Here is a 23,683-nt window from a genome sequence, read left to right as displayed (position 1 = left end):
CTGAACGGTTTTCTCACACATACGTCGCTATCCAGGGTGTTCGAATAATGAATCCACAAGAACTGAAGTCCATCCTCTCTTCCGGTCTGCTGTCTTTCCCGGTTACCGATTTCAATGCTCAGGGCGACTTCCATCGCGCGGGCTACATCAAACGTCTCGAATGGCTGGCCCCATACGGCGCCTCGGCATTGTTCGCCGCGGGCGGCACCGGTGAGTTCTTCTCTCTGGCGGCCAGCGAGTATTCGGAAATCATCAAGACTGCCGTCGACACCTGCGAAACCAGCGTGCCGATTCTGGCCGGCGTTGGCGGTTCGACTCGTCAAGCCATCGAATACGCACAGGAAGCCGAGCGTCTGGGCGCCAAAGGCCTGTTGCTGCTGCCGCACTACCTGACCGAAGCCAGCCAGGACGGCGTTGCCGCTCACGTTGAAGCCGTGTGCAAGTCGGTGAAAATCGGTGTGGTGGTTTACAACCGCAACGTCTGCCGCCTGACCGCTCCGTTGCTGGAACGTCTGGCCGAGCGCTGCCCGAACCTGATCGGCTACAAGGATGGCCTGGGCGATATCGAGTTGATGGTGTCGATCCGTCGTCGCCTCGGTGATCGCTTCAGCTACCTGGGCGGTTTGCCGACCGCCGAAGTCTACGCCGCCGCCTACAAGGCATTGGGCGTACCGGTTTACTCCTCGGCGGTGTTCAACTTCATCCCGAAAACCGCGATGGATTTCTACCACGCCATCGCCCGCGAAGATCACGCCACCGTCGGCAAGATCATCGACGACTTCTTCCTGCCTTACCTGGACATCCGTAACCGCAAAGCTGGCTACGCGGTGAGCATCGTCAAGGCCGGGGCAAAAATTGCCGGCTATGACGCAGGTCCTGTGCGTGCGCCGCTGACCGATCTGCTGCCAGACGAGTACGAAGCTCTGGCTGCGCTGATCGACAAGCAAGGTGCGCAGTAACACATCCGATTAAACAAGGCCGCTGAGTGATCAGCGGCCTTTTGCGTGAGGAGATTCTCTGTGGCTGATTCAAAGCGTTTTGATAACTACATCAACGGTGAATGGGTTGCGGGTAGCGAATACTGCAACAACATCAACCCGTCCGAATTGACCGACACCATCGGCGAATACGCCAAGGCTGATCTGGCTCAGGTTCACGCTGCCATCGACGCCGCTCGCGCCGCGTTCCCGGCGTGGTCGACTTCCGGGATTCAGGCACGTCACGATTCCCTGGATAAAGTCGGCAGCGAAATCCTCGCCCGCCGCGAAGAGCTCGGCACCTTGCTGGCTCGGGAAGAGGGCAAAACCCTGCCCGAAGCCATCGGCGAAGTGACTCGCGCCGGCAACATCTTCAAGTTCTTCGCCGGCGAATGCCTGCGCCTGTCCGGCGACTATCTGCCATCGGTGCGTCCGGGCGTGAACGTTGAAGTGACTCGCGAAGCGCTGGGCGTGGTCGGTCTGATCACGCCATGGAACTTCCCGATCGCGATCCCTGCGTGGAAAATCGCCCCGGCCCTGGCCTACGGCAACTGCGTCGTGCTGAAACCGGCGGATCTGGTGCCGGGTTGCGCTTGGGCGCTGGCCGAAATCATCTCCCGCGCAGGCTTCCCGGCCGGCGTGTTCAACCTGGTGATGGGCAGCGGTCGTGTGGTGGGCGATGCGCTGGTGCAGAGCCCGAAAGTCGACGGCATCAGCTTCACCGGTTCCGTGGGCGTCGGTCGTCAGATCGCGGTCAGCTGCGTGTCGCGCCAGGCCAAGGTTCAGTTGGAAATGGGCGGCAAGAACCCGCAGATCATTCTCGACGACGCCGATCTCAAGCAAGCGGTCGAGCTGTCGGTCCAGAGCGCGTTCTACTCCACCGGCCAGCGTTGCACTGCTTCGAGCCGCTTCATCGTCACCGCCGGGATTCACGACAAGTTCGTTGAAGCTGTGGCCGAGCGTATGAAGTCGATCAAGGTCGGTCACGCGTTGAAGTCCGGCACCGACATTGGTCCGGTGGTCTCGCAAGCGCAGCTTGAACAAGACATGAAGTACATCGACATCGGCCAGTCCGAGGGTGCGCGTCTGGTCAGCGGCGGTGGTCTGGTGACCTGCGACACCGAAGGCTACTACCTTGCGCCAACCCTGTTTGCCGACAGCACAGCGGCGATGCGTATCAGCCGCGAAGAGATCTTCGGCCCGGTGGCCAACGTGGTTCGCGTAGCGGATTACGAGGCCGCGCTGGCCATGGCCAACGACACCGAGTTCGGTCTGTCGGCGGGCATCGCCACCACGTCGTTGAAGTACGCCAACCACTTCAAGCGCCACTCCCAGGCCGGGATGGTGATGGTCAACCTGCCGACCGCGGGCGTGGATTACCACGTTCCATTCGGTGGGCGTAAAGGTTCATCCTATGGATCACGTGAGCAAGGTCGCTATGCGCAAGAGTTCTACACCGTGGTGAAGACCTCTTATATCGGTTCCTGATACACCGCGGTGTCCGGCTCAACCGAACACCGCAACTCCCTGTAGCAGCTGTCGAGTGAAACGAGGCTGCGAGCTTTTGATCTTTAAAAGCAAAGATCGCAGCCTCGTTTCACTCCACAGCTGCTACAGGGATCAACAGTTTCACCCGCGCATAAAAATAATCAGTGGGAGTACATCTACAATGCAATCGACCAAGCCGACTCACGTCCGCTATTTGATCCTGCTCATGCTGTTTCTGGTGACCACGATCAACTACGCCGACCGGGCTACCATCGCCATCGCAGGCTCCAGCCTGCAAAAAGACCTCGGCATCGACGCGGTCACTCTCGGTTACATCTTCTCCGCATTCGGTTGGGCCTACGTGGCCGGGCAAATTCCCGGTGGCTGGCTGCTGGACCGTTTCGGCTCGAAAAAAATCTACGCGCTCAGCATCTTCACCTGGTCGCTGTTCACTGTGCTGCAGGGTTATGTCGGTGAGTTCGGCATGTCCACCGCGGTGGTTGCGCTGTTCATGCTGCGCTTCCTGGTGGGCCTGGCCGAAGCGCCATCCTTCCCCGGTAACGCACGCATCGTGGCGGCCTGGTTTCCAACCGCTGAACGCGGTACGGCGTCGGCGATTTTCAACTCGGCGCAATACTTCGCCACCGTGTTGTTTGCGCCGCTGATGGGCTGGATCGTCTACAGCTTCGGCTGGCAGCACGTGTTCATCGTCATGGGCGTGATCGGCATCATCTTCTCGGGGATCTGGCTGAAGGTGATCTACAGCCCGCGTCAGCACCCGATGATCAACGACGCCGAATTCAAGCACATCGCCGACAACGGCGGCATGGTTGACATGGACCAGGACAAAGGCAAAGGCAAAAAAGGCGACGGTCCGAAGTGGGACTATATCCGCCAGTTGCTGACCAACCGCATGATGCTCGGCGTCTATCTGGGCCAGTACTGCATCAACGGCATCACCTACTTCTTCCTGACCTGGTTCCCGGTGTACCTGGTGCAGGAACGCGGCATGACCATCCTCAAGGCTGGTTTCATTGCCTCGTTGCCGGCGATCTGCGGCTTCATCGGTGGTGTGCTTGGCGGGGTGATTTCCGATTACCTGCTGCGCAAAGGTCACTCGCTGACGTTTGCCCGCAAGGCGCCGATCATTGCTGGCTTGCTGGTCTCCAGCAGCATCGTGGCCTGTAACTACGTTGACGTGGAATGGATGGTCGTCGGCTTCATGGCCCTGGCGTTCTTCGGCAAAGGCGTGGGCGCGCTGGGTTGGGCCGTGGTCTCCGACACCTCGCCAAAACAGATCGCCGGTCTCAGCGGTGGCTTGTTCAACACCTTCGGCAACATCGCGTCGATCACCACCCCGATCGTCATCGGCTACATCATCAGCTCCACCGGTTCGTTCAAATGGGCGCTGGTGTTTGTCGGTTGCAACGCCCTGGTCGCGGTGTTCAGTTACCTGGTGATCGTTGGTCCAATCAAACGTGTGGTGTTGAAAGAACCGCCCGTCAGCGGTCCTGAAACCAGCAACAAATTATCTGAAGCGCATTCCTGAGGAGCGGCGTCATGCAGTTGATTGAACATTCCGACTCGCCGCGCTACATCCGCCTGCACGAGCGGGACAACGTCGTGATCGTGGTCAATGACCAAGGCGTGCCGGCCGGCACCGAATTTCCGGACGGCCTGGTCACCGTGGATTTCGTGCCACAGAGCCATAAGGTCACCCTGGAAGATATTCCCGAGGGCGGCCAGGTGATTCGTTACGGGCAAACCATCGGTTACGCCTTGCAGCCGATTCCGCGCGGCAGCTGGGTCAAGGAAGATCAACTGCGCATGCCCACCGCGCCACCGCTGGACAGCTTGCCGCTGTCCACCGAAGTGCCGGCGGCGCAGGCACCGCTGGAAGGCTTCACGTTCGAGGGTTACCGCAACGCCGACGGCACGGTCGGCACGCGCAATATTCTCGGGATCACCACCACGGTTCAGTGCGTCACCGGCGTGCTGGACCATGCGGTCAAGCGCATCAAGGACGAGTTGCTGCCCAAGTATCCGCACGTCGATGACGTGGTCGGGCTGACCCACAGTTACGGTTGTGGCGTGGCGATTACCGCGACTGACGCGTACATCCCGATCCGTACCGTGCGCAACCTGGCGCGCAACCCGAACCTGGGTGGCGAAGCCTTGGTCATCAGCCTGGGCTGCGAGAAATTGCAGGCCGGGCAGGTGATGCACGAGAACGACAGCTCGGTGGATTTGAGCGATCCGTGGCTGTACCGCTTGCAGGATTCCAGTCACGGTTTCACCGAGATGATCGAGCAGATCATGGCGCTGGCCGAGACCCGTTTGAAGAAGCTCGATCAACGTCGCCGGGAAACCGTGCCGGCGTCCGAACTGATCCTCGGCATGCAGTGTGGCGGCAGCGATGCGTTTTCCGGGATCACCGCCAACCCGGCGTTGGGTTATGCCTCGGACCTGTTGTTGCGGGCCGGTGCGACGGTGATGTTTTCCGAAGTCACCGAGGTTCGCGACGCGATTTACTTGCTGACGTCCCGCGCAGAAACCGAGGAAGTCGCCAAGGAGCTGGTGCGCGAGATGGACTGGTACGACCGTTACCTGGCCAAGGGCGAAGCGGACCGCAGTGCCAACACCACACCGGGCAACAAGAAGGGCGGATTGTCGAACATTGTCGAGAAGTCTCTGGGCTCGATCGTCAAATCCGGCAGCAGCGCGATTAACGGGGTGCTTGGCCCTGGCGAGCGGTTCAAGCGCAAGGGGCTGATTTTCTGCGCGACCCCGGCCAGTGATTTTGTCTGCGGGACGTTGCAATTGGCGGCGGGGATGAACCTGCATGTGTTCACCACCGGGCGTGGCACGCCGTATGGTTTGGCGATGGCGCCGGTGGTGAAGGTGTCGACCCGCACGGAACTGGCGCAGCGTTGGCCAGACCTGATCGACATCGATGCCGGGCGGATTGCCACCGGGCGGGCCTCGATTGAGGACCTGGGCTGGGAGTTGTTCCACTACTACCTGGATGTGGCCAGCGGCAAGAAACAGACGTGGGCGGAGCAGCATAAGCTGCACAACGACATAACCTTGTTCAATCCTGCGCCGATCACGTAATGATCGTTCCCACGCTCTGCGTGGGAATGCAGCCCGGGACGCTCTGCGTCCCAAAAGCGTGACGCAGAGCGTCACAAGAGGCGTTCCCACGCAGAGCGTGGGAACGATCCGGGTGAAAGTGGCTTATCATTAGCCCCCTAACGACGCTCACCCAAGGTTATCCCCGGCATGCTGGCTATCTTCCTCGAAACCCTGAACATCACCGCGCCGGTGTTTGCCATGCTGTTTCTGGGGGTGTTGCTCAAGCGCATCGACTGGATCAACGACAACTTCATCCACACTGCGTCGGCCCTGGTGTTCAACGTCACCATGCCGGCGTTGCTGTTTCTGGGCATCCTGCATGCCGACCTGCACGCCGCGCTGCAACCGGCGCTGCTGATCTATTTCTCGCTCGCCACTCTGGCGTGTTTCGCCATCGCCTGGGGCTGGGCGATCTGGAAGTGCCCCCGCGAAGACCGAGGCATCTACACCCAAGGCGCGTTTCGCGGTAACAACGGGGTCATCGGGCTCGCGTTGGCCGCGAGCATGTACGGCGACTACGGGATTTCCCTCGGGGCGATTCTTGCGGCGTTGGTGATCCTGTTTTACAACACGCTCTCGACCATTGTGCTGGCGGTTTACAGTCCGGTAATCAAGTCCGACCCGTGGAGTATCTGCAAAAGCGTGATGGTCAATCCGCTGATCATCAGCGTGTTTGCCGCGGCGCCGTTTGCCTATTTCGAAATCGGTTTGCCGGGATGGCTGGAAAAGTCCGGCCAGTACCTGGCGCAAACCACCTTGCCGTTGGCGTTGATCTGCATCGGCGGCACGCTGTCGCTGGCAGCGCTGCGCAAAAGCGGCAACATGGCGCTGAGCTCAAGCCTGGTGAAGATGATCGGCCTGCCGATTCTGGCGACGCTGGGGGCGTGGCTCTGGGGCTTTCGTGGTGCGGAGTTGGGGATTCTGTTCCTGTACTTCGGCAGCCCGACCGCCGCGGCCAGTTTTGTCATGGCCCGTCAGGCCAATGGCAATCATGAACTGGCGGCAGCGATCATCGTGATCACCACGTTGATGGCGGCGGTCACCACCAACGTCGGGATCTTTTTGTTGCAGTGGGGTGGGTGGATTTAACCGACGGTTTTGCGGTGTTCTTCAGGGCCTCATCGCGGGCAAGCCCGCTCCCACAGTGATCTTTGGTGTTCACACAATTTGTGCAACAAAGGAGATCCCCTGTGGGAGCGGGCTTGCCCGCGATGGCGATAGTCCTGCCAGCACAAATGTCTGCTTGTTACTCCGGCTTCTGGTAGCTATCAATTACTTCCTGCGCCGCGCGAAACGCATCGATCGCCGCCGGCACACCGGCATACACCGCGCAATGCAGCAGCGCTTCACGAATCTCTTCCACGGTGCAGCCATTGTTCAGCGCACCACGCACGTGGCCTTTCAATTCCTGCGGGCACTTCAGCGCGGTCAGCGCGGCGAGGGTGATCAGGCTGCGGGTTTTCAACGGCAGACCTTCACGGTTCCAGACCCCGCCCCAAGCGTGCTCGTTGACGAAATCCTGCAGCGGCTGGGTGAACTCGGTGGCGTTGCCCAAGGCGCGGTCGACGAAGGCGTCGCCCATCACTTGGCGTCGGACTTCAATCCCAGGCTTTTTATCAGTGCTCATGGCAATTCCCTCTTGTGGTGTTGGCGACGCCAGGCGCGCAGCGAGGTGAACAGCAAAAACGCCCCCAGCGCCGGCAGGACGAAAAACAGCATCAGGTGTTCAAGCTTGCCGGCCAGCGGCATGCCGGTGGTGAACGACACCACGTGCAGCCCATAGGCCAGGTACAAACCCAAAAACAGCAGACCTTCGGCGCGAGTCACCCGATAACCGGAATAGAACACCGGCAGGCACAGCACCGCGACGCCAAGCATCACCGGCAAGTCGAAATCCAGGGCGTTGGGCGATACCGACAGCGGCGACGGCGCGATCAACGCGGTGAAGCCCAGCACGCCCAAGAGGTTGAACAGGTTGCTGCCGATCACGTTGCCCACGGCGATGTCGCGCTCACCACGCAAGGCGGCGATCAACGAGGTCGCCAGTTCCGGCAGGGAGGTGCTGACGGCGACGATGGTCAGGCCGATGATCCGCTCCGACAACCCCAGATCAGTCGCAACCGAAACTGCTGCGCCCAACAGCAAGTGCCCGGCATAGACCAGCATCGCCAATCCCGCGACGATCATCAGCAGACTGCTGATCCATGGTGCTTGCGGGACTTCGTGGCGGGTCGATTGCGGGCGGGTCGAGTGCCGCGACTGGCGCAGCAACAGGCCTAGATACAGCGCCATCGCCGCCAGCAGCATCACGCCGTCGGCGCGGGTCAGTTCTTCGTTCCACGCCAAGACGAACACCAAAAGACTGGCGCCGATCATCAGCGGAATATCCAGGCGCACCAGCTGCCGTGAAACCCGTAGCGGGATGATCAGCGCCGAGAGCCCGAGGGTGACGAGGATGTTGAAGATGCTACTGCCGATCACGCTGCCGACGGCGATGTCAGCGTTCTGCGCCAGGGTCGCTTGCAGGCTGACAGCCATTTGCGGCGCGCTGCTGCCGAGGGCGACGATGGTCAGGCCGATAATCAGCGGTCGTACATGCAAACGTGCGGCGAGGCGCACAGCGGCGCGCACCATCAGCTCGGCGCCGGCGATCAGCAACAGCAAGCCGCTGAGCAATTCAATCACGCTGATCAGGGGTATATCGGCAAGTCCGAAAATGGTCAGCGCTCCGTCTATCAGTCGTCGAGGGCTTGCACGCGAACCTTCGCGGTGCCACTGCGCAACATGCCCAACTGTTCGGCCGCTTCGCGTGAAACATCGATCAGGCGCCCACGTGAGTATGGCCCGCGGTCGTTGACGCGCACCACGCAGGATCTGTCGTTATTGAGGTTGGTAATCTTCACCCGGGTGCCGAACGGCAACTGGCGATGAGCGGCGGTCAGGCCGTGCTGGTTGAAACGCTCGCCGCTGGCGGTGCGTTTGCCATGGTGTTTGGCGCCGTAATACGAAGCTACGCCGGTCTTGTCGTAGCCGTGTGGATCAACAATATCCGTGCTGGCGCAACCGGCCAGCAGAGAGAGCAGGGCGCAGGCACTGAGCAGACGCTTCATAAACTGTATCCCAGAAACAAATGTGGGAGCGGGCTTGCCCGCGATGGCAATGTATCTGATACACCGCCATCGCGGGCAAGCCCGCTCCCACAGGGTTTGAGTCGGACACAACATCCCACCCGCACCATTGATAGCAATCAGCCTTCGAGCTTGCTTTTCAGCAGTTCGTTGACCTGTTGCGGGTTGGCCTTGCCTTTGGACGCTTTCATGGCCTGGCCGACGAAGAAGCCGAACATCTTGCCGCGTTTGGCTTCGTCTGCCGCGCGGTATTGTTCAACCTGTTCGGCATTGGCCGCGAGCATCTCGTCCAGAACTGCCGAGATCGCGCCGGTGTCGGTCACTTGCTTCAAGCCGCGCTTTTCGATGATCTCGTCCGCACTGCCTTCGCCGTTGGCCATGGCTTCAAACACCACTTTGGCGATTTTGCCGGAGATGGTGTTGTCGGTGATGCGCAACAGCATGCCGCCCAGTTGCTCGGCCGAGACCGGCGACTGGTCGATGTCCAGGCCCTGTTTGTTCAACAGGCTGCCCAGTTCAACCATCACCCAGTTGGCTGCCAGCTTGGCGTCGCCGCCGATGCTCGCGACTTTCTCGAAGTAATCGGCTTGCTCGCGGCTGGTGGCCAGGACGCTGGCGTCGTAGACCGACAGACCGAACTGCGCCTGGAAGCGCTCGCGTTTCTGCGGTGGCAATTCCGGTAGGGTGGCGCGCACGTCGTCGAGGAACGAGTTCTCGATGACCACCGGCAGCAGGTCCGGATCGGGGAAGTAACGGTAGTCGTTGGCTTCCTCTTTGCTGCGCATCGGACGGGTCTCGTCCTTGTTCGGATCGTACAGGCGGGTCTGCTGGATCACCCGGCCGCCGTCTTCGATCAACTCGATCTGACGTTGCACTTCGGTGTTGATCGCCTTCTCGATGAAGCGGAACGAGTTGACGTTCTTGATCTCGCAGCGCGTGCCGAATTCAACCTGGCCTTTCGGACGGATCGACACGTTGCAATCGCAACGCAGCGAGCCTTCGGCCATGTTTCCGTCGCAGATGCCCAGGTAACGGACCAGCGCGTGGACCGCCTTGACGTAAGCCACGGCTTCCTTGGCGCTGCGCATGTCCGGCTCGGAGACGATTTCCAGCAGCGGTGTGCCGGCACGGTTCAGGTCGATGCCAGTGGCACCGTTGAATTCTTCGTGCAGGCTTTTACCGGCGTCTTCTTCCAGGTGCGCGCGGGTGATGCCGACGCGCTTGACCGTGCCGTCTTCCAGCGCGATGTCCAGGTGGCCTTTGCCAACGATCGGCAATTCCATCTGGCTGATCTGGTAGCCCTTGGGCAGGTCCGGGTAGAAATAGTTTTTACGGGCGAACACGTTGTGCTGGCCGATCTCGGCATCGATCGCCAGACCGAACATCACCGCCATGCGCACCGCTTCCTGGTTCAGCACCGGCAATACGCCGGGCATACCGAGGTCAACCAGGCTGGCCTGGGTGTTCGGCTCGGAACCGAAGGTGGTGGAGCTACCGGAAAAGATTTTCGACCGGGTAGTGAGCTGGGTATGAATCTCCAGCCCGATCACGACTTCCCATTGCATGTGTTTCTCCTCAGAAGCCGGTTGGGGTGCGGGTGTGCCAGTCAGTGTTCAACTGATACTGGTGCGCAACATTGAGCAAACGGCCTTCCTGGAAGTACGGGGCGAGCAATTGCACGCCGACCGGCAGACCATCGACAAAACCGGCTGGCATGGACAAGCCCGGCAGGCCGGCGAGGTTGGCGGTGATGGTGTAGACGTCTTCCAGGTACGCAGCAACCGGGTCGCTGCTTTTGGCGCCAAGCTTCCAGGCCGGGTTTGGCGTGGTTGGGCCGAGGATGATGTCGACCTCGTTGAAGGCCGCCATGAAGTCGTTCTTCACCAGGCGGCGAATCTTCTGCGCCTTCAGGTAGTAAGCGTCGTAGTAACCAGCGGACAACGCGTAGGCGCCGACCATGATCCGGCGCTGCACTTCCGGGCCGAAACCTTCGCCACGGGAACGCTTGTACAGGTCTTCCAGGTTTTTCGGGTCTTCGCAGCGATAGCCGAAACGCACACCGTCGAAACGTGACAGGTTGGAAGACGCTTCTGCCGGAGCGATCACGTAGTACGCAGGGATCGCGTGTTGCATGTTCGGCAGGCTGATTTCCTTGACCACGGCACCGAGCTTTTTCAGCTCTTCGACACTGGCCATGACCAGGTCGGCGATGCGCGGGTCGAGACCGGCGCTGAAATACTCTTTAGGCACGCCGATGCGCAGGCCTTGCAGCGAACCGTTGAGGCCGGCGCTGTAATCCGGCACGGGCTCGTCGATGCTGGTGGAGTCTTGCGGGTCGAAACCGGCCATGCCTTGCAGCAGGATCGCGCAGTCTTCGGCGGTGCGGGCCAATGGGCCGCCCTGATCGAGACTGGACGCGTAGGCGATCATGCCCCAGCGCGAAACGCGACCGTATGTCGGTTTCAGACCGGTCAGGTTGGTAAACGCGGCGGGCTGGCGGATCGAGCCGCCGGTGTCGGTCGCCGTGGCGGCCGGCAACAGGCGAGCGGCCACGGCCGCGGCCGAACCACCGGACGAACCGCCGGGCACGTGTTCCAGGTTCCACGGGTTTTTCACTGCGCCGTAGTAGCTCGACTCGTTGGCCGAACCCATGGCGAATTCGTCCATGTTGGTCTTGCCCAGCGTCACGGCACCCGCGGCGGCCAACTTGGCAACGACAGTGGCGTCGTACGGTGCTTTGAAGTTGTCGAGCATCTTCGAGCCGCAGCTGGTGCGGATGCCCTGGGTGCAGAACAGGTCTTTGTGGGCAATCGGCGCACCGAGCAGGGCGCCGCTCTCACCATTGGCCCGGCGTGCATCAGCGGCTTTCGCCTGCTGGAGCGCCAGGTCTTCGGTGAGGCTGATGAAACTGTTGAGCTGCGGATCGAGCTGGGCGATACGCGCCAGCAGGGTTTTGGTCAGCTCTTCGGAAGAAAACTTTTTATCGGCGAGACCGCGGGCGATCTCGGCCAGAGTCAATTGATGCATTGCAGGCTCTTTCCCTTTAGTCGATGACTTTCGGAACCAGGTACAGGCCGTTTTCGACCGCTGGTGCGATGGACTGATAAGCCTCGCGATGATTGGTCTCGGTCACGACGTCCGCACGCAGGCGCTGGCTGGCTTCCAGTGGGTGGGCGAGCGGCTCGATACCGTCGGTATTGACCGCCTGCATTTCGTCGACCAGCCCCAGAATGCTGTTCAGGGCCGAAGTGATGTGTGGAAGATCGGCATCATCAAGGCCAAGACAGGCCAGATGAGCGATTTTTTCCACGTCGGAGCGTTCAAGCGTCATGGGATTCTCCAGTGGAAGGAAAACAGAACGGATGCTATCCGTGTGTTAGATTGTCGGAACACTACCGCATTTCTACGGTCATAAGGCCGCGATTGTGGGGGTTGGTGCACAGAAAAGCGGCCAATTTAACATATTGGCGCCTTGCCCAAAATCCCTGTCGTTGTTAGAGTTTGCCGCACTTTTTTACCCACGCGTTGCCTAGGGTCCTTTCCCCATGTTCAAGAAACTGCGTGGCATGTTTTCCAGCGATCTTTCCATTGACCTGGGCACTGCCAACACCCTTATTTACGTGCGCGAGCGCGGAATCGTTCTGAATGAGCCATCGGTTGTGGCTATTCGGACACACGGTAACCAGAAAAGTGTCGTTGCTGTCGGCACCGAGGCCAAGCGCATGCTCGGCCGTACGCCGGGCAACATTGCTGCCATTCGTCCGATGAAGGATGGCGTGATCGCCGACTTCAGCGTTTGCGAAAAGATGCTGCAGTACTTTATCAACAAGGTTCACGAAAACAGTTTCCTGCAGCCTAGCCCTCGTGTGCTGATCTGCGTTCCATGCAAGTCCACCCAGGTTGAGCGTCGTGCCATCCGTGAGTCGGCCCTCGGTGCCGGGGCCCGTGAAGTGTTCCTGATCGAAGAGCCAATGGCGGCTGCGATCGGTGCCGGCCTTCCGGTTGAAGAAGCTCGCGGCTCGATGGTTGTCGATATCGGTGGCGGTACCACCGAAATCGCACTGATCTCCCTGAACGGTGTGGTTTACGCTGAATCCGTACGGGTTGGCGGCGACCGCTTCGACGAAGCGATCATCACTTACGTGCGTCGCAACTACGGCAGCCTGATCGGCGAATCCACTGCCGAGCGCATCAAACAGGAAATCGGTACTGCCTACCCGGGCGGCGAAGTTCGCGAAGTCGACGTTCGTGGCCGTAACCTGGCCGAAGGCGTTCCACGCGCATTCACCCTGAACTCCAATGAAGTGCTGGAAGCTCTGCAAGAGTCCCTGGCCACCATCGTTCAGGCCGTGAAAAGTGCACTGGAGCAATCGCCTCCGGAACTGGCTTCCGATATCGCCGAGCGTGGTCTGGTACTGACCGGTGGTGGCGCCTTGCTGCGTGACCTCGACAAGTTGCTGGCCCAGGAAACCGGTCTGCCGGTGATCGTTGCCGAAGACCCGCTGACCTGCGTTGCTCGCGGCGGTGGCCGTGCGTTGGAAATGATGGATAAACACACCATGGATCTGCTTTCCAGCGAATAAGTCGCCGGATCGCCTCTATGCTGTTGGCGCGCAGGCAGCACTTTGCAGTGCTGCCTGTTGGCGTTTATCTTCTGTCAGTCTGCATCCAGGCCGGTTTGATGCCGTATGAATAAAGAGAACATTTGCCTGGGAGGAGCGGCTTATTAAACCGCTTTTCACCAAAGGGCCTTCACTGGGCGTGCGCTTGTTGGTGCTGGTCGTGCTATCGGTCGCACTGATGGTGGTCGATGCCCGCTTCACACTGCTCAAGCCAGTGCGTAGCCAAATGTCGCTGGCACTGATGCAGTCTTACTGGATCACTGACCTGCCGCAGCGGCTATGGCAGGGTGTGGCCAGCCAATTTGGCAGCCGGACCGAGCTCGTCGCCGAAAACGAAAAACTCAAAACCGAAAACCTGCTGTTGCAGGGCCGCATGCAAAAGCTTGCCGCCCTCACCGAGCAGAACGTTCGGCTGCGCGAGTTGCTCAACTCCTCCGCGCTGGTCAACGAGAAGGTCGAAGTGGCCGAACTGATCGGCATGGACCCCAACCCCTTCACCCACCGCATCATCATCAACAAAGGTGAGCGCGACGGTGTGGTCCTCGGTCAGCCGGTGCTCGATGCCCGTGGCCTGATGGGCCAGGTGGTCGAGTTGATGCCGTACACCTCTCGTGTGCTGTTGCTGACTGACACCACTCACAGCATTCCGGTGCAGGTGAATCGCAACGGTCTGCGGGCGATTGCCAGCGGCACCGGCAACCCGGAACGCCTGGAGCTGCGTCACGTGGCCGATACCGCCGATATCAAGGAAGGCGATCTGCTGGTCAGCTCCGGTCTGGGTCAGCGGTTTCCGGCGGGTTACCCGGTGGCGACGGTCAAGGAAGTGATTCACGATTCCGGTCAGCCGTTCGCAATCGTGCGCGCCGTGCCGACCGCGGCCTTGAACCGCAGCCGTTATCTGTTGCTGGTGTTCACCGACGGCCGCACAGCCGAAGAGCGCGCCAACGAAGCTGCCCAGGCTCAAGAAGCCTTGGACCAGCACGGTGGTGGCCCGATCATTCCAGCGACAGTAACGAAACCTGCCATCGTCCCGGCTGCTGTTGCTGCGCCCGTGACTGCGGTGGCGCCGACGGCTGCCCCGGCTGCCGCAACCCCGCCAAAACCTGCGGCAACTCATCCTGCAGCTGTGAAACCTGCCGCCAGCAAGCCGCCCGCGGCGCAACCTGCGGCGGCTAAACCGCCGGCCACGCCAGCCGCTGCTGTGAGGCCTGCTGCCAAACCGCCTGTTTCTGCGCCGGCTACCACTGGGGGACGAGAATAATGGTTGGTGCTACTGCCTCCCGAAATGGCTGGATGGTCTGGCTGACATTCGCCATAGGCCTGCTGCTCAGCGTTTCGCCGCTGCCGCAATTCATGGAAATCCTCCGTCCACTGTGGCTGGCCTTGCTGCTGGCATTCTGGGCGTTGGCCATGCCGCAGAAAGTCGGGATGGTCACCGCGTGGTGCCTGGGTCTGGCCGAAGACGTGCTTTATGGCACGCTGCTGGGCCAGAACGCGTTGATCCTGACGCTGATCACGTACCTGGTGCTGGCGCTGCAACAGCGCCTGCGCATGTTCCCGATGTGGCAACAGAGCCTGGTGATCCTGGTGATCTTCGGCCTCGCGCAGCTTGTTCAACTGTGGCTCAGCGCCCTGACCGGCAATCGTCAGCCGACGCTGGCGCTGGTCTTGCCGGCACTGGTCAGCGCATTGCTCTGGCCCTGGATCAGCTACGGTTTGCGCGGCTTGCTTCGACGCTACAAAATCAATTAATTCGGTCAGGCATTTGCCCGCACCTCGACAAGGGAGATGTCTTGATGAAACAGCTTTACCTTGCCTCAGGCTCACCGCGTCGACGTGAGCTGCTCACGCAGATCGGCGTGCCGTTCTCCGCCGTCAGTGCGGACATCGATGAAACCCCTTTGGAAAATGAGACCCCGTCGGCCTATGTCGAGCGCCTGGCGCGCGGCAAGGCCGAGGCCGGACGCGGTGCGCTCGTGTCCGACGCAGATTCTTGCGTGCTGGGCGCCGATACCGCTGTGGTGCTGGACGGGAAAATTCTCGGCAAGCCGGTGGACGAAGCCGAAGCGTGCGCCATGCTTATGATGTTGTCCGGGTGTGAGCATGAAGTCCTGACGGCGATTGCGGTACTCGACGGTGAGCGTTGCGAGTCTCGGGTGGTGCGCAGTCTGGTGCGCTTTCGCCACATCAGTCGCGCCGAAGCGGTGGCCTACTGGGCCAGCGGTGAGCCGCAGGACAAGGCTGGCGGCTACGGCATTCAAGGGCTCGGTGCGGTGTTTGTTGCCGGCCTCAATGGCAGTTACTCGGCGGTGGTCGGGTTACCGCTGTGCGAAACCGCTGAGCTGCTCGGCCATTTCGGCATACCCTGTTGGCAAACCCTTAACGCGCGTTGAGCGTCGTACTGACAAGATGCGGCCATTATCGTGAACATGCCTGAACGAGACCCTGCCATGAGTGAAGAGATCCTGATCAACATCACGCCGATGGAATCGCGCGTGGCGGTGGTTGAAAACGGTGTTCTGCAAGAGGTCCACGTCGAGCGCACGCAAAAGCGCGGGATCGTCGGCAACATCTATAAAGGCAAGGTCGTGCGGGTATTGCCGGGCATGCAGGCGGCCTTCGTCGACATCGGCCTGGACCGCGCCGCTTTCATTCATGCCTCGGAAATCTCCCTGCGCGAAGGCCCGGCGGTCGAGAGCATCAGCGCTCTGGTTCACGAAGGCCAGAGCCTGGTGGTGCAAGTCACCAAGGACCCGATCGGCTCAAAAGGCGCACGCCTGACGACTCAGTTGTCGATTCCATCGCGTTATCTGGTGTACATGCCGCGCACCGCACACGTTGGCATTTCGTTGAAGATCGAAGACGAAGCCGAGCGCGAACGTCTCAAACAAGTGGTCACCGATTGCGTGGCCAAAGAAGGTATTCAAGAAGTCGGTGGTTTCATCCTGCGTACCGCTGCCGAAGGAGCTGGTGCCGATGAAATCCTCATGGACATTCGCTACCTGCGTCGTCTCTGGGATCAGATCAACGAGCAGATCAAAACCATCAGCGCGCCAAGCGTGATCTACGAAGACCTTGGCCTGGCGCTGCGCACCCTGCGCGACCTGGTGAGCCCGAAGATCGAGAAGATCCGCATCGACTCCCGGGAAACCTTCCAGAAAACCACACAGTTCGTCGCCGAGCTGATGCCGGAAATCGCCGATCGTCTTGAGCATTACCCGGGCGAGCGGCCGATCTTCGACCTGTACGGCGTCGAAGACGAAATCCAGAAAGCCCTGGAACGCAAAGTCCCGCTGAAATCCGGCGGTTACCTGGTGGTCGATCCGGCGGAAGCCATGAGCACCATCGACGTCAACACCGGGGCGTTCGTCGGTCATCGCAATCTCGAAGAAACCATCTTCAAGACCAACCTCGAAGCTGCGACCGCCATTGCTCGCCAGCTGCGCCTGCGCAACCTGGGCGGGATCATCATCATCGACTTCATCGACATGGAAGATGAAGAACACCAGCGTCAGGTGCTGCGCACCCTCGAGAAGCAACTGGAGCGCGATCACGCCAAGACCAACATCATCGGCATCACCGAGTTAGGCCTGGTGCAGATGACTCGCAAGCGCACCCGCGAAAGTCTTGAACAGGTACTGTGCGAACCGTGCAGCAGCTGTCAGGGACGCGGCAAGCTGAAGACGCCGGAAACCGTTTGCTACGAGATTTTCCGCGAAATCCTCCGAGAAGCTCGCGCCTATCAGGCCGAAGGCTATCGTGTATTGGCAAACCAGAAAGTGGTCGACCGTTTGCTCGATGAAGAATCGGGCAATGTCGCCGAACTCGAAGGTTTTATCGGACGCACCATCCGGTTCCAGGTGGAAACCATGTATTCCCAGGAACAATACGACGTGGTGCTGCTCTGAATCGCTGTCTTTCAACCCGGACAGAACGGCTGGCCTCAGCTTTTTGCAGTTTTTTTGCCATGGGAGCCAACTGACATGGAGCGTCTGACACGCATTTTGGCCGCACTGACCCGCTGGGGGCTGGGGCTGTGTGCGTTGGTGTTGGTGTCGTTGGCGTTATACGTCAGCCTCGGCCGAGAGCTGACCCCGCTGGTGGCCGAGTACCGTTCCGAAGTCGAAGCCAAAGCCAGCGCGGCCTTGGGCATGCCGCTGAACATCGGCGAGCTGGAAGGTAGCTGGAGCGGTTTTGCTCCGATCATGCTGGCTCACGACGTGATGGTCGGCGAGGGTGCCAATGCCCTGCGTCTGGATCAGGTGCGCGTGGTGCCGGATTTGTGGGCCAGTCTGATGGCTCGTGAAGTGCGCGTCGCTCATCTGGAACTCAGCGGCCTGAAGATCAGCCTCAAGGAAGGCGAGGACGGCCATTGGGCGCTGGAAGGTTTACCGGTGCAACAGGATCAGCCGCTGGATCCTGAGCAATTGCTCAATCGCATGCAGATGGTTCAGCAACTGTCGGTACTCGATAGCCAAGTCACTTTGCAGCCACTGCAAGAGCAGCCGCTGACCCTGACTTACGTCGGACTGAATCTGAAAACCGGTGTCTCGCGCCAGCGACTCGACGCCCGTTTGACCTTGCCTGACGGGCAACCGGTGGCCATCAGCCTGCGTACCCGTCTGCGCGCCAGCGAATGGAAAGACGGCGAGGCTGAAGCCTATTTGAGCCTGCCGCAAAGCGACTGGTCGAAATGGTTGCCTGAGCGCTTGACCCAACAATGGAATTTTTCCGAGTTCAAGGCCGGCGGCGAGCTTTGGGTGAACTGGAACAAGGGCGCCCTGCAGAGTGCGGCGATTCGCTTGAACGCGCCGCAACTCAAGGGCGCGTACGCCGAGCGCAAGCCGATCCAGATCAACAACCTGGCGCTCAATGGCTATTTCCAGCGCACTTCCGAAGGCGCCCTGATTACCCTGGATTCACTGGCCATGAACCTTGGCGAGACCCGTTGGGAATCGCATCTGCAACTCAAACAGACCAAGGCCACAGAAAAGTCCGAAGAACTTTGGCACCTGCAAGCCGACCGCCTCGACCTCACCCCGATCACCCCGATACTGAATGCCTTGGGGCCGCTGCCCGAAGGCGTTGCTACGGCCGTCGAGCGACTCAAGGTGACCGGTGGCCTGCGCAATGTGCTGATCGACTTCCGACCCAATGCCACCGACGACAGCAAATTCAGCTTTGCCGCCAACCTGGATCGGGTCGGCTTCGATGCCTATCACGGCGCTCCGGCGGCGCGAAATGTCAGTGGCAGCATCAGCGGCGATCTGGGCAGTGGTGAGCTGCGCATGGACAGCAAGGACTTTTCCCTGCACCTGGACCCGATTTTTGCCAAACCATGGCAGTACATTCAGGCCAATGCCCGTCTGACCTGGAAACTTGATAAAGAAGCCTTCACCTTGATCGCGCCATACCTGAAGGTGCTGGGCGAGGAGGGCAAGATTGCTGGCGACTTCCTGATCCGCCTGCATTTCGACCACACCCAGGAAGACTACATGGACCTACGGGTCGGTCTGGTGGACGGCGACGGTCGTTACACCGCCAAGTACTTGCCGACGATGCTCAGCCCCGGGCTGGACGAATGGCTGCGTACGGCGATTCTCAAAGGTGCGGTGGACGAAGGCTTCTTCCAGTACCAGGGTTCGCTGAACCATGGGGCCGCCGACACAGCCCGCAGCATCAGCCTGTTCTTCAAGGTTCACGATGCCGAACTGGCCTTCCAGCCAGGCTGGCCACATGTCAGTAATGTCACGGGTGACGTATTTGTTGAAGACAGCGGTGTGCGGATCCTGGCCAGCAAGGGCCAACTGCTCAATACCCAGGTCAATGACATTTACGTCAATATTCCCCGTGCGCCAGCGGGGCAAAGCGTCCATCTTTTCCTCGATGGCGGATTTGCCGGCGGGTTGGGCGATGGCCTGAAGATTCTCCAGGAAGCGCCGATCGGCACCGCCGCCACCTTTGCCGGCTGGGAAGGCGAGGGCGATCTGCGAGGCAAACTGAAACTGGACATTCCATTGGTCAAAGGCGAACAGCCAAAGATCCTCGTCGACTTCAAGACCGCCAAGGCTCGCCTGAAACTGGCTGAGCCAACCCTGGAGCTGACTCAGCTCAAGGGCGATTTCCGTTTCGACAGCACCAAGGGTTTGAGCGGGCAAAACATCACCGCGCGAGCCTTTGATAAACCGGTTAGCGCACAGATTTTCGCCGAGGGCAGCCCCGGCAACCTTAAGACTCGCGTCGTCGGCTCGGGGCAGGTCGAGGTCAAGAAACTGACTGAGTGGCTGAGTGTTACTCAGCCGTTGCCAGTGTCCGGTGTGATTCCTTATCAGCTGCAACTGAACCTTGACGGGGCCGACAGTCAATTGATGGTCAGCTCCAACCTGAAGGGCGTAGCAGTCGATTTGCCGGCGCCTTTCGGCATGACGGCCGATGTCGGCCGCGACACCACGTTCAGCATGACCCTGCAGGGGGCGGAGCGGCGCTACTGGGTCAACTACGGTGAGCTGGCTAACTTTACGTTTGCGGCACCGCCCGGCAATTTTGCCGATGGGCGCGGCGAGTTGTTCCTGGGGGGCGGCAATGCCGTGCTACCTGGCGCTAAAGGCTTGCGAGTGCGCGGTGTGCTGTCGGAACTGGATGTCCGCCCCTGGAAGGACCTGGTCGACAAATACGCCGGCCAGGATCCGGGCGGCAACGCCAAGCAGTTGCTGAGCAGCGCGGACTTCAAGGTCGGCAAACTCAGCGGTGTCGGCACCACGCTCGATCAGGCGTCGGTGCAGTTGAACCGCAAACCTGCCGCGTGGGCTTTGCAACTCGACAGTCAGCAGGTCAAGGGCAGTGCCGGCATCCCCGACGCGAAAGGCGCGCCCATTGCGATCAATCTGCAATACGTGCGTTTGCCGGCACCAGACCCCACGGTCCTGGCTGACGAAAACTCGCCGGATCCACTGGCCTCGGTGGATCCGACGAAGATCCCGGCACTGGATATCACCATCAATCAGCTGTTCCAGGGCAAGGACCTCGTCGGGGCCTGGTATCTGAAAGTCCGTCCGACCGCCAAGGGCATTGCGCTTAACACGCTGGATCTGGGCCTCAAGGGCATTCTCCTGCAGGGCAGCGGCGGTTGGGAAGGTGTGCCCGGTTCCAGCAGCAGTTGGTACAAGGGCCGGATCAGCGGCAAGAATCTCGCCGATGTGTTGAAGGGCTGGGGTTATGCGCCAAGTGTCACCAGTGAAGAGTTTCATATGGATGTTGATGGTCGCTGGCCGGGTTCTCCGGCCTGGCTGGCCAGCAAGCGGTTCTCCGGCACCCTTGATGCATCGCTCAAAAAAGGCCAGTTCGTTGAAGTCGAGGGCAGCGCCCAGGCCTTGCGGGTATTTGGCCTGCTGAACTTCAACTCCATTGGTCGCCGGCTGCGACTGGACTTCTCCGATCTGTTCGGCAAAGGCTTGAGTTATGACCGGGTCAAAGGCCTGCTCGTCGCGACCAACGGCGTTTACGTGACCAAGGAGCCGATCCAGATGACCGGTCCGTCGAGTAATGTTGAACTCAACGGCACGTTGAACCTGGTGGGTGACCAGATCGATGCCAAGTTGCTGGTGACGTTGCCTGTGACCAACAACCTGCCGATTGCCGCGCTGATCGTCGGCGCGCCGGCTATTGGTGGTGCGCTGTTCCTGATCGATAAGCTGATCGGTGACCGTGTGGCGCGTTTCGCCAGCGTCCAATACACGGTCAAGGGGCCGTGGAAAGAGCCGAAGATCACCTTCGACAAGCCTTTTTGACTGTCTTTTTGAAAAGCCATGCACGGGGCCGATGGAGTAGCATGACCACACAGAGCGGCGCAGATCTCCTGTAGCAGCTGGCGAAGCCTGCGTTCGGCTGCGCAGCAGTCGTAAAATCAGACACCGCGGTCTTTCAGATAAACCGTGCATCCCGGATTTACGACTGCTGCGCAGCCGAACGCAGGCTTCGCCAGCTGCTACAGGTCGGTGTACAGATTTCAAGAAGGAAAGGCCATGTCTGTAGCGGTGATTCAAATGGTCAGCCAGAGCGATGTGCTGGCCAATCTGGCCCAGGCCCGTCGGCTGCTCGAGCAAGCGGCAGCCGATGGTGCGCAGCTGGCTGTGCTTCCGGAAAATTTCGCCGCCATGGGCCGTCGCGACATTGCCGACATCGGCCGCGCCGAGGCGTTGGGCGAAGGCCCGATCCTGCCATGGTTGAAACAGGCCGCCCGTGACCTCAAGTTATGGATCGTGGCCGGCACATTGCCGTTGCCGCCGGTGGATCAACCGACGGCCAAAGTGCATGCCTGCTCGCTGCTGGTGGATGATCACGGCGAAACCGTTGCACGGTATGACAAAGTGCACCTTTTCGATGTCGATGTGGCGGACAATCGCGGGCGTTATCGCGAATCCGATGACTATGCTTATGGCAGCGGGGTAGTCGTGGCGGACACGCCCGTCGGTCGAGTCGGGCTGACGGTGTGTTACGACCTGCGCTTCCCGGAGCTGTACAGCGAATTACGCGCCGCCGGTGCAGAGTTGATTACCGCGCCGTCGGCCTTTACCGCGGTGACCGGCGCGGCGCATTGGGAAATACTGATTCGTGCGCGGGCCATCGAAACCCAATGTTATGTGCTCGCGGCCGCCCAGGGTGGGACGCATCCGGGGCCACGAGAAACCTTTGGTCATGCCGCAATTATCGACCCGTGGGGACGTGTGCTGGCGCAACAGGATCAAGGCGAGGCCGTGCTGCTGGCCGAACGCGATAGCAGCGAACAGGCGTCCATCAGGGCGCGGATGCCGGTGTCCAGTCACCGGCGCTTTTTCTCGCAGGGCGCCCAGCGACCTGCCTCAGAACGATGAATTTAAGGCGTAAAGCATATGAGCGAGTTGTTGTCCTCAGTCAGTGAACACCTCCTGGCGCCCGGCGGCGTAACCATCGAGAGCCTGCAAGGTGTGCTTGGCGATCTGGCCGGCCCGGGCATCGATGCGGCCGACCTGTATTTCCAGGGGCAGATTTCCGAGTCGTGGGCGCTGGAAGACGGGATCGTCAAGGAAGGCAGCTTCAATCTCGACCAAGGTGTCGGTGTGCGTGCGCAATCGGGTGAGAAAACCGGTTTTGCCTACAGCAATGCCATTACCCTCGAAGCCCTCGGCGCCGCGGCCCGTGCTGCACGTTCGATCTCCCGCGCCGGTCAGAACGGCGCGGTGCAAGCCTTCACCACTCAGGATGTCGCCCAGTTGTACGGGCCGGATAATCCACTGGAAGTGATGAGCCGTGCCGAGAAGGTCGAACTGCTCAAGCGTATCGACGTCGCGACTCGCGCCCTCGACCCGCGTATCCAGCAAGTCACCGTAAGCATGGCCGGCGTCTGGGAACGAATCCTCGTGGCCTCGACCGACGGCGGCCTGGCTGCCGATGTACGGCCGCTGGTACGTTTTAACGTCAGCGTGATCGTCGAGCAGAACGGTCGCCGTGAGCGCGGCGGTCATGGCGGTGGCGGTCGTACCGATTACCGTTATTTCCTCAGCGATGACCGCGCCATGAGCTATGCCCGTGAAGCGCTGCGTCAGGCGTTGGTGAATCTGGAAGCCATCCCTGCGCCGGCCGGCACGTTGCCGGTGGTATTGGGTTCGGGCTGGTCCGGCGTGCTGCTGCACGAAGCGGTCGGCCATGGTCTGGAAGGCGATTTCAACCGCAAGGGCAGTTCGGCCTACAGCGGGCGCATGGGCGAAATGGTTGCGTCCAAGCTCTGCACCATCGTCGATGATGGCACGCTGGCCGGTCGTCGCGGCTCCCTGAGCGTCGATGATGAAGGCACGCCGACCGAGTGCACGACGTTGATCGAAAACGGCGTACTCAAAGGCTATATGCAGGACAAACTCAACGCCCGCCTGATGGGCGTGGCCCGTACTGGCAACGGTCGTCGCGAATCCTACGCGCATCTGCCAATGCCGCGCATGACCAACACCTACATGCTGGCGGGCGAAAGCGACCCGGCAGAAATCATCGCCTCGGTGAAACGCGGCATCTACTGCGCCAACCTCGGCGGCGGGCAGGTGGACATCACCAGCGGCAAATTCGTGTTCTCCACCAGCGAGGCGTACCTGATCGAAGACGGCAAGATCACGGCCCCGGTCAAGGGCGCGACATTGATCGGTAACGGTCCGGAAGCGATGAGCAAGGTGTCGATGGTCGGTAACGATCTGGCGCTGGACAGCGGCGTGGGGACGTGTGGCAAGGATGGGCAGTCGGTGCCGGTGGGTGTCGGCCAGCCAACGCTGAAAATCGATGCGATCACTGTGGGTGGCACAGGATCTTGAGG

The 23,683-nt window shown here is 60.5% G+C and carries 19 protein-coding genes; 13 read left to right on the top strand and 6 right to left on the bottom strand.

Going from position 1 to position 23,683, the window contains the following annotated elements; genetic code table 11:
• Positions 1 to 47 precede the first annotated feature (47 nt).
• The 5 genes from kdgD to AC3WP4_RS04490 all read left to right on the top strand — a co-directional run bounded on the left by kdgD (position 48) and on the right by AC3WP4_RS04490 (position 6,689).
• Positions 48 to 959, top strand: coding sequence for a 5-dehydro-4-deoxyglucarate dehydratase (kdgD, locus tag AC3WP4_RS04510; RefSeq protein ID WP_074873756.1), 912 nt, complete (start codon positions 48 to 50; stop codon positions 957 to 959).
• 60 nt (positions 960 to 1,019) lie between these two features.
• On the top strand, positions 1,020 to 2,465 hold the full coding sequence (locus AC3WP4_RS04505) for an aldehyde dehydrogenase family protein (RefSeq protein ID WP_074873757.1): 1,446 nt from the start codon (positions 1,020 to 1,022) through the stop codon (positions 2,463 to 2,465).
• A gap of 181 nt (positions 2,466 to 2,646) precedes the next feature.
• Positions 2,647 to 4,014, top strand: coding sequence for an MFS transporter (locus tag AC3WP4_RS04500; protein WP_074873759.1), 1,368 nt, complete (start codon positions 2,647 to 2,649; stop codon positions 4,012 to 4,014).
• Positions 4,015 to 4,025: 11 nt separating this feature from the next.
• Positions 4,026 to 5,579 (top strand): galactarate dehydratase, encoded by a 1,554-nt coding sequence (gene garD / locus AC3WP4_RS04495; protein WP_102616288.1) that lies wholly within the window; start codon positions 4,026 to 4,028, stop codon positions 5,577 to 5,579.
• A gap of 168 nt (positions 5,580 to 5,747) precedes the next feature.
• Positions 5,748 to 6,689, top strand: a complete 942-nt coding sequence (locus AC3WP4_RS04490; RefSeq protein ID WP_074873763.1) for an AEC family transporter — start codon at positions 5,748 to 5,750, stop codon at positions 6,687 to 6,689.
• A 157-nt stretch (positions 6,690 to 6,846) separates the two neighbouring features.
• Here AC3WP4_RS04490 and AC3WP4_RS04485 read toward each other — a convergent pair whose 3' ends face one another.
• From AC3WP4_RS04485 to gatC, 6 genes are all read right to left on the bottom strand, one after another.
• Positions 6,847 to 7,227, bottom strand: coding sequence for a carboxymuconolactone decarboxylase family protein (locus tag AC3WP4_RS04485; RefSeq protein ID WP_074873766.1), 381 nt, complete (start codon positions 7,225 to 7,227; stop codon positions 6,847 to 6,849).
• Entirely contained in the window at positions 7,224 to 8,285 is a 1,062-nt protein-coding gene (locus AC3WP4_RS04480; RefSeq protein WP_102616289.1) for a calcium/sodium antiporter, read from the bottom strand. The genes AC3WP4_RS04485 and AC3WP4_RS04480 overlap by 4 nt, the downstream gene beginning before the upstream one ends.
• A 50-nt stretch (positions 8,286 to 8,335) precedes the next feature.
• Positions 8,336 to 8,710: a septal ring lytic transglycosylase RlpA family protein gene (locus AC3WP4_RS04475; RefSeq protein ID WP_038978953.1), complete on the bottom strand. Its 375-nt coding sequence runs from the start codon at positions 8,708 to 8,710 to the stop codon at positions 8,336 to 8,338.
• Positions 8,711 to 8,847: 137 nt separating this feature from the next.
• Positions 8,848 to 10,293, bottom strand: coding sequence for an Asp-tRNA(Asn)/Glu-tRNA(Gln) amidotransferase subunit GatB (gene gatB, locus AC3WP4_RS04470; protein WP_102615085.1), 1,446 nt, complete (start codon positions 10,291 to 10,293; stop codon positions 8,848 to 8,850).
• Between the two features lie 10 nt (positions 10,294 to 10,303).
• Positions 10,304 to 11,755 carry an Asp-tRNA(Asn)/Glu-tRNA(Gln) amidotransferase subunit GatA gene (gene gatA, locus AC3WP4_RS04465; protein WP_074873769.1) on the bottom strand — a complete coding sequence of 484 codons (1,452 nt, stop codon included), beginning with the start codon at positions 11,753 to 11,755 and terminating at the stop codon, positions 10,304 to 10,306.
• Between the two features lie 16 nt (positions 11,756 to 11,771).
• Positions 11,772 to 12,059: an Asp-tRNA(Asn)/Glu-tRNA(Gln) amidotransferase subunit GatC gene (gene gatC / locus AC3WP4_RS04460; RefSeq protein WP_074873770.1), complete on the bottom strand. Its 288-nt coding sequence runs from the start codon at positions 12,057 to 12,059 to the stop codon at positions 11,772 to 11,774.
• Between the two features lie 214 nt (positions 12,060 to 12,273).
• On the opposite strand from gatC, the gene mreB reads away from it, so the two are divergent.
• The 8 genes from mreB to tldD all read left to right on the top strand — a co-directional run bounded on the left by mreB (position 12,274) and on the right by tldD (position 23,681).
• Complete coding sequence (gene mreB, locus AC3WP4_RS04455) at positions 12,274 to 13,311, top strand: rod shape-determining protein MreB (protein WP_002555108.1); 1,038 nt, start codon at positions 12,274 to 12,276, stop codon at positions 13,309 to 13,311.
• A 142-nt stretch (positions 13,312 to 13,453) separates the two neighbouring features.
• On the top strand, positions 13,454 to 14,611 hold the full coding sequence (gene mreC / locus AC3WP4_RS04450; RefSeq protein WP_102615084.1) for a rod shape-determining protein MreC: 1,158 nt from the start codon (positions 13,454 to 13,456) through the stop codon (positions 14,609 to 14,611).
• A complete protein-coding gene (mreD, locus tag AC3WP4_RS04445; protein WP_102615083.1) occupies positions 14,611 to 15,102 on the top strand; it encodes a rod shape-determining protein MreD in 492 nt (163 codons plus the stop codon). Before mreC ends, mreD begins: the two co-directional genes overlap by 1 nt.
• A gap of 44 nt (positions 15,103 to 15,146) precedes the next feature.
• The gene (locus AC3WP4_RS04440) at positions 15,147 to 15,743 is read left to right on the top strand and encodes a Maf family protein (protein WP_102615082.1); all 597 of its coding nucleotides are present in this window, start codon (positions 15,147 to 15,149) and stop codon (positions 15,741 to 15,743) included.
• Positions 15,744 to 15,800: 57 nt separating this feature from the next.
• The gene (gene rng, locus AC3WP4_RS04435; protein WP_074873778.1) at positions 15,801 to 17,258 is read left to right on the top strand and encodes a ribonuclease G; all 1,458 of its coding nucleotides are present in this window, start codon (positions 15,801 to 15,803) and stop codon (positions 17,256 to 17,258) included.
• A 75-nt stretch (positions 17,259 to 17,333) separates the two neighbouring features.
• Positions 17,334 to 21,137, top strand: coding sequence for a YhdP family protein (locus tag AC3WP4_RS04430; protein WP_102615081.1), 3,804 nt, complete (start codon positions 17,334 to 17,336; stop codon positions 21,135 to 21,137).
• Positions 21,138 to 21,371: 234 nt separating this feature from the next.
• Entirely contained in the window at positions 21,372 to 22,220 is an 849-nt protein-coding gene (locus tag AC3WP4_RS04425; RefSeq protein WP_102615080.1) for a carbon-nitrogen hydrolase family protein, read from the top strand.
• A gap of 18 nt (positions 22,221 to 22,238) precedes the next feature.
• Positions 22,239 to 23,681, top strand: a complete 1,443-nt coding sequence (gene tldD, locus AC3WP4_RS04420; RefSeq protein WP_076028647.1) for a metalloprotease TldD — start codon at positions 22,239 to 22,241, stop codon at positions 23,679 to 23,681.
• The last annotated feature ends 2 nt before the right edge of the window (positions 23,682 to 23,683 follow it).

Source organism: Pseudomonas sp. FW305-20 (assembly GCF_058788075.1).
Note: the sequence above shows the minus strand (reverse complement) of the source record. Positions and strands in the feature narration are given on the sequence as shown.